This window comes from Pseudomonas sp. P4_C3, from assembly GCF_056402075.1.
This window is the reverse complement of record NZ_JBFUIC010000251.1, coordinates 1-6,396: the sequence shown is the minus strand read 5'-3', so window position 1 is coordinate 6,396 and position 6,396 is coordinate 1. Positions and strand designations below refer to the sequence as shown.

Here is a 6,396-nt window from a genome sequence, read left to right as displayed (position 1 = left end):
AACCACTGTRGGAGCGAGCTTGCTCGCGATGGCGGCCTCCCGGACAACACACATCCAGAGGTTGCTGCAATGCACTTCGACCTGACCGACCTGCGCCTGTACCTGAACATCCTCGACACCGGCAACATCACCGCCGGCGCCGCACGCAGCCATTTGTCCCTGGCAGCGGCCAGCGCACGCATCCGTGCCATGGAGTCGTCGTTGGGCACCGGGTTTCTCGAACGGGGTCGCCGGGGCGTCACGCCCACAGCCGCAGGCAAAGTCTTGGCGCAACACGCCCGGGTCCTGCTGCAACAGGCCGAACGCCYGCAACAGGAACTGGCCGAATACGCCCAGGGCGTCAAAGGCCAGGTGCGGCTGCTGTGCAACACCACGGCGATCACCGAGTACCTGCCAGAGTTGCTCGCGGATTTCCTGCGTAGCCATCCCAACCTCGACATCGACCTGCAGGAACTGCCCAGCACCCGCATCACCCACGCCTTGCGCCAGGGGGCGGCGGACCTGGGCATCGTTTCCGACGCGGTGGACACCGATGACCTGCAAACCCGACCGTTCCGCGATGATCCGCTGGTGTTGATCATGCCCCGGGAACATCCCTTGGCTCATGCGACCTCAGTGAGCTTCAGCGACACGCTGCATCACGACTACGTCAGCCTGAATGCCAACAGCGCCTTGGCGGTTTACCTGGAAGAGCAGGCACTGCACGCCGGCCTGCGCATGCAGATCCGCATCCGCGCCGATGGCTTCGATGGCGTGATGCGCATGGTCGCCCGAGGGGCGGGGCTGGCAATCGTACCGCTGGCCGCGGTCGAACGCAGGTCAGGCGGACAGCCCCTCAAAAGCCTCGCCCTGCAAGAACCCTGGGGCCAACGCAAACTGCTGCTCTGTGCCCGGGACTTCGCCGCATTACCCGGCTATGCCAAGGCCCTGCTGCACGCCTTGACTCTCCCCTGAGGGACAGACTTTATCCTTGAGGTTTGATCCTCAAGGACAGCGATGATGGGCAAACGAATACTGGTGATCCTCGGGCATCCGTCCGGCAACAGCTTCTGCGCCGCCCTCGCCGAACGTTACACGCAGTCGGCAGTGCGCGCCGGGCATGAGGTGCGTCAGTTGTTTCTCGGCACAATGAATTTTGACCCGGTGCTGCGTGAAGGCTATCAACAGGTCCAGCCGCTGGAGGCCGACTTGCGTAACGCCCAGGCCGACATCCTGTGGGCCGAACAACTGACGCTGGTTTATCCGATCTGGTGGGGTGGAATTCCGGCCTTGCTCAAGGGCTTTTTCGACCGGGTGTTCTTGCCGGGTTTTGCTTTCAAGTATCGCCAGGGCAAAGCCTTTCCCGACAAACTCCTGCGCGGCCGAACCGCCCACCTGCTGGTGACCATGGACACACCGCCCTGGTACTACCGATGGATCTACCGCATGCCCGGTTTGCATCAGGTCCGCAAAACCACGCTGGAATTCTGTGGCATCAAGCCAACCCGAACCCTCACCTTCGGGCCAATTCTCGGCGCCAGCGCAGACCGGCATGCGGCCTGGTTACGGCAAGCCGAAGCTATCGCCAGCGGGTGAGTCTGTCGATAATGCACCGAGCTTTACCCTCGGAGAAAAGGACCTTCCCATGTACATCGGCCAAGCCGCGCAACGTTCCGGAACCACTGTCAAAGGCATCCGCCACTACGAGTCGATTGGCCTGCTGCCTGCCGCTCGCCGCCAGGGCAAGTACCGCATCTATGACCAGCACAGCGTCGAACTGCTGATTTTCATCAAATGTGCGCAGCAGCTGGGTTTCAGACTCAAGGAATTGCAGTCAATCTTCGCCGGACATCTGGGCCCACAGTTGCCATGGGAACGGGCACATCAGGTCATCGCCAGCAAAAAACAGGAAATCGGCGAACGGATAGCGGCGCTGTCGCAACAGCACTCGCAATTGGTCGAGTTCGAGAACAGCCTCGAACAATCCCGGCTCGACTGTCCACTGAACCGTATTTGAGGGTCGTGCGTTTCTGGACAGCTCAGTGTCGAGCACAGACAACTGATGGTTGGGCAGGCGCTATAGGGTGCGACTTCAGTTCTTGAGCCCACTGCCCGGAGTCATCATGACCGCACCGATTACCGTTCTTCGCGACACCCACCCGTTGCCCGTGCTCGACGCCTGCAAATGGGAAAAACTCGAAGGCGACCCGCACACCGTCAACCTCAACGCCTACACGAGTGAAGATGGCAGCAAGATCATGGGCACCTGGATCTGCACGCCGGGCAAGTGGTACGTGGAATATGTGAAGTGGGAGTATTGCCATTTCCAGGAAGGCTACTGCGTCATCACCCCGGAAGGCATGGCGCCGATCCACCTGCGCGCCGGTGACATTTTCGTCGTTGAGCCCGGGATGAAAGGCACCTGGGAAGTGGTGGAAACCGTGCGCAAATATTTCGTGTTTGCCTGATACAAAAAAACCGGGGGATCACCCGACGTGATCTCCCGGTCAAAAAGTCCATAGGTAAACGCCGTACCCTGTGGGAGCGAGCTTGCTCGCGATAGCGGACGGTCAGTCACTTCATTGTTGAAGCTACCGCCGTCATCGCGAGCAAGCTCGCTCCCACAGGTTTTCCACCGGTCCTCTATTGCGGTTTGCGATAACCATTGATGATCGCCGAGAAGTCCTGCCCACCCTCCCCACGCAAACTCATCGCCTGATACAACTGCTGCGCCACCGCGCCGAGTACCACCGGTTGGTGCGCCTGACGCGCCGCTTCAGTGGCCAGCCCCAGATCCTTGAGCATCAGTTCGGCCCCAAAGCCGCCGGTGTAACCGCGCGACGCCGGTGCTGTTTCAACGATGCCCGGCCACGGGTTGTACATCTCCGAACTCCAGCAACGCCCGGTGGAACTGTTGATGATGCCCGCCAGCACCTTGGTGTCGATGCCCAGGGCATCGCCAAGCGCCATGGCTTCGCTGACGCCGACCATGGAAATCCCCAGCAGCAGGTTGTTGCAGATTTTAGCGATTTGCCCGGTGCCGACCTCACCACAATGGACGATGTTGCGGCCCATTTGCGCCAGTATCGGTTGCAGGGTGGCGAACAGTTCGGGAGTGGCGCCGACCATGAAGGTCAGCGTCCCGGCGGCTGCACCACCGGTGCCGCCAGAGACCGGTGCATCGGCCATGGCCACGCCCTGTTTGGCCGCGGCGGCGGCCACGTCCCGCGCGGTCTGTGGATCGATGGTGCTGCAATCCACGGCCGGTACACCTTTGCCGATACCGGCGAGCACGCCGTCTTCACCCAGCCACACGCTGCGTACATGCACCGCGGCAGGCAGCATGGTGATCACCAGTTCGGCGCCCTCTGCCGCTTCACGGGCCGATGCACTGATACTGCCGCCCAGTTGTTCCAGTTCCGCCAACACGGCTTTGTTCAGGTCCACCAGGCGCAGTGCATGGCCGGCCTTGATCAGGTTGCGCGCCATCGGCGCGCCCATGTTGCCCAGACCGATAAAAGCGATTTTCATGTCCGGCTCCTTAACGCAGGTTGATGGTGGTGTTCACACCGTCGTTGACGCTGTCGTCATCGAACCAGCGGCTGGTGACGGTCTTGGTCTGAGTGTAGAACTGCACCACTTGCTTGCCGTACGGGCCGAGGTCGCCAAGCTTGGAACCGCGCGAACCGGTGAAGCTGAAGAACGGCACCGGCACCGGAATCGGGATGTTGATACCGACCTGGCCGACGTCGATTTCGTTCTGGAATTTACGTGCCGCCGCGCCGCTCTGGGTGAATAGGCCCGTGCCGTTGCCGAACGGGTTGGCGTTGACCAGGGCAATGGCCTCGTCGAGCGTATTAACTTCCAGCACCACCAGCACCGGGCCGAAGATYTCCTGGGTGTAGATCTGCATGTCGGTGGTCACGCCGGAGAACAGGGTCGGGCCGACAAAGTTGCCCTTCTCGTAACCGGGAACCGAGATCTCGCGACCGTCCAGCTCCAGTTTCGCGCCTTCCTTGATGCCGCTTTCGATCAGGTCGAGAATCCGCGCCTTGGCCTTTTTCGAGATCACCGGGCCGACATCGGTGCCCGGCTCGCTGCCGGCATTGACCTTGAGCTTTTGCGCCAGCGCCTTCAGATCCGGCAACCATTGCTTGGCCGCGCCCACCAGCACCACCACCGAGGTGGCCATGCAGCGTTGACCGGCGGCACCGAAGCCGGCACCCACCAGCGCATTCAGCGCTTGTTCGCGATTGGCGTCCGGCAGTACCACGGCGTGGTTCTTGGCGCCCATCATCGATTGCACGCGCTTGCCGTGTTTGCCGGCCAGGTCATAGACATGAGTACCGACGGCGGTTGAACCGACGAAGGAAACTGCCTTGATGTCCTTATGGGTGCAGAGCCCGTCCACCACGTCCTTGCCGCCATGCACGACGTTGAGCACACCGGCCGGAATGCCCGCCTCGATCGCCAGCTCCACCAGCAGCATGGTCGACATCGGGTCCTGTTCGGACGGCTTGAGCACGAAGGTGTTGCCACAGGCGATGGCCATCGGGAACATCCACAGCGGAATCATCGCCGGGAAGTTGAACGGAGTAATGCCTGCGCACACGCCGATCGGTTGGCGCAGGGTGTAGGTATCGACGCCACCGGCGACGTTTTCAGCGAATTCGCCCATTTGCAGGCTGCCGATGGAGCAGGCGTGCTCGACCACTTCCAGCCCACGGAAAATGTCGCCTTCGGCGTCGGCAATGGTCTTGCCCTGCTCGGCACTCAGGACTGCGGCGATGCGCTTGGAGTGTTCGCGAATCAGCGCCTGGAGCTTGAGCATGATGCGCATCCGCGCGCCGATCGGGGTCAGCTTCCAGGTCTGGAAAGCGCGATGGGCTGCGCTGATGGCCGCGTCGACTTCTTCGGCGGTGGCAAACGGCACTTTGGCCAGCACTTGCTGGGTCGCCGGGTTGATGATGTCGTGCCATTCGGTGGTCTTGGATTCGACCCACTCGCCGTCGATCAACAGCTTGACCTTCTGCACGGTGGTTTCGTTGGGCGTGAGCGATGCGTTCATGTGGGTCTCCAGATCTTTGCTTTTTTTATTGAGAGCTATCTTGGGAGCCGGGGCGAGATAGTCGCCCTGAGATGAGCCATGTGCCGCGAATTGGTTAACGGACTGTTTTTGGAGTATAGATGTGCAAACTTCTAATAAGAACGCACATAAAAACCGGTCCAACATGCAAAAAAACATCACCTCCCTCGGCTCATTGAACTGGGATGACCTCAAGTTTTTCCTTGAAGTCGCCCGCACCCGCAAGGCCAGCACCGCGGCCAAGCGCCTTGCGGTGGACTACACCACGGTGTCGCGACGCATCAGCTCCCTGGAAACCGCGTTGGGCACATTGCTGTTCGAAAAATCCCGGACCAACGGCTTTATCCTGACCGCCGAAGGCCAGCGGTTGATGGGGTATGCCGAGTCGATCGAAAGTACCCTGCACATGGCGTGCGAGCAGGTTTCCGGGTCTGGCGTGGCACTATCGGGTCACGTGCGCATGGGCTGCACCGAAGGCTTCGGCAGCTTTTTCATCACGCCGCAGCTGAGCCACTTCGTCGACACCTATCCGGCCATTTCGGTGGATATCCTGCCGCTGCCGCACTTCATCAGYCTGTCCAAGCGCGAGGCCGACATTGTCATCGCTCTGGAGCGTCCGGAGCATGGCCCGTACGTCTGCTGCAAACTATGCGACTACCGATTGCAGCTGTATGCGACCCAGGATTATCTGGACAACCACCCGCCGATCCGCAAACCAGCCGATTTGGCCAAGCATTCATTTATCAGTTACGTCGACGACCTGGCCTTCAGCTCGGAGCTGTTGTACCTGGCCAACGTATTGCCCGGCGCCAGCGCCAACCTGCGCAGCACCAGCGTGATCGCGCAGTTCGTGGCCGCGCAGCAAGGACGCTCACTGGCGATCCTGCCGTGCTTCCTCGCCACCCAGGACCCGCGCCTGCTGCCGGTGTTGCCGCAGGAAATCAATATCACCCGACAATTCTGGATGTACTGCCGCGAAGACCTGCGCAAGCTCAAGCGGATCACCCTGTTATGGGATTACATCCGCGAGGTCACCGAGCAGAATCAGGGTCTGCTGATGGGCGAAAGCCGGGAGATGCTGTTTGCCGATTAGTGACCTTTCAGCCTGTCGGCTCGCTGGCTTCCTTTAGCTCCAGCATCAGCCCGCTCAAGCGTTTGACCCGGCGTTTCACCGCCTCTTCAAACACGCCCGCACGCGACTCGATCAAGGTGAACCAGTCCTTGGCCCGGGTAATGCCGGTGTAGATCAGTTCCTTGGTGAGCACTGGATTCAAGGCATCAGGAAGAATCAATGCGGTATGCGCGAACTCCGAGCCCTGGGATTTATGCAC

The 6,396-nt window shown here is 60.8% G+C and carries 8 protein-coding genes; 5 read left to right on the top strand and 3 right to left on the bottom strand.

Features of this window, described 5'->3' with window-relative positions; genetic code table 11:
* The first annotated feature begins 69 nt into the window (after positions 1 to 69).
* The 4 genes from AC1DVH_RS24680 to AC1DVH_RS24665 all read left to right on the top strand — a co-directional run bounded on the left by AC1DVH_RS24680 (position 70) and on the right by AC1DVH_RS24665 (position 2,447).
* Positions 70 to 954: a LysR family transcriptional regulator gene (locus AC1DVH_RS24680; RefSeq protein WP_477756021.1), complete on the top strand. Its 885-nt coding sequence runs from the start codon at positions 70 to 72 to the stop codon at positions 952 to 954.
* A 42-nt stretch (positions 955 to 996) separates the two neighbouring features.
* Complete coding sequence (locus tag AC1DVH_RS24675) at positions 997 to 1,575, top strand: NAD(P)H-dependent oxidoreductase (protein WP_477756020.1); 579 nt, start codon at positions 997 to 999, stop codon at positions 1,573 to 1,575.
* 49 nt (positions 1,576 to 1,624) lie between these two features.
* Positions 1,625 to 1,996 carry a MerR family transcriptional regulator gene (locus tag AC1DVH_RS24670; RefSeq protein ID WP_477756019.1) on the top strand — a complete coding sequence of 124 codons (372 nt, stop codon included), beginning with the start codon at positions 1,625 to 1,627 and terminating at the stop codon, positions 1,994 to 1,996.
* Positions 1,997 to 2,102: 106 nt separating this feature from the next.
* Complete coding sequence (locus AC1DVH_RS24665) at positions 2,103 to 2,447, top strand: cupin domain-containing protein (protein WP_028624747.1); 345 nt, start codon at positions 2,103 to 2,105, stop codon at positions 2,445 to 2,447.
* A gap of 175 nt (positions 2,448 to 2,622) precedes the next feature.
* Here AC1DVH_RS24665 and mmsB read toward each other — a convergent pair whose 3' ends face one another.
* Positions 2,623 to 3,510: a 3-hydroxyisobutyrate dehydrogenase gene (gene mmsB, locus AC1DVH_RS24660; protein ID WP_477756018.1), complete on the bottom strand. Its 888-nt coding sequence runs from the start codon at positions 3,508 to 3,510 to the stop codon at positions 2,623 to 2,625.
* 10 nt (positions 3,511 to 3,520) lie between these two features.
* Positions 3,521 to 5,047: a CoA-acylating methylmalonate-semialdehyde dehydrogenase gene (locus tag AC1DVH_RS24655; RefSeq protein WP_477756017.1), complete on the bottom strand. Its 1,527-nt coding sequence runs from the start codon at positions 5,045 to 5,047 to the stop codon at positions 3,521 to 3,523.
* A gap of 163 nt (positions 5,048 to 5,210) precedes the next feature.
* On the opposite strand from AC1DVH_RS24655, the gene AC1DVH_RS24650 reads away from it, so the two are divergent.
* On the top strand, positions 5,211 to 6,158 hold the full coding sequence (locus AC1DVH_RS24650; RefSeq protein ID WP_477756016.1) for a LysR family transcriptional regulator: 948 nt from the start codon (positions 5,211 to 5,213) through the stop codon (positions 6,156 to 6,158).
* A 7-nt stretch (positions 6,159 to 6,165) separates the two neighbouring features.
* Here the strand turns inward: AC1DVH_RS24650 and AC1DVH_RS24645 are convergent.
* A partial coding sequence (locus AC1DVH_RS24645; protein WP_477756015.1) for an ATP-binding domain-containing protein occupies positions 6,166 to 6,396 on the bottom strand: 231 nt, incomplete at its 5' end.

Coding starts and splice junctions, on each gene's coding strand:
- AC1DVH_RS24670 (WP_477756019.1), top strand. CDS start 1,625: ATGTACATCGGCCAAGCCGCGCAACGTTCCGGAACCACTGTCAAAGGC.
- AC1DVH_RS24665 (WP_028624747.1), top strand. CDS start 2,103: ATGACCGCACCGATTACCGTTCTTCGCGACACCCACCCGTTGCCCGTG.
- AC1DVH_RS24675 (WP_477756020.1), top strand. CDS start 997: ATGATGGGCAAACGAATACTGGTGATCCTCGGGCATCCGTCCGGCAAC.
- mmsB (WP_477756018.1), bottom strand. CDS start 3,510: ATGAAAATCGCTTTTATCGGTCTGGGCAACATGGGCGCGCCGATGGCG.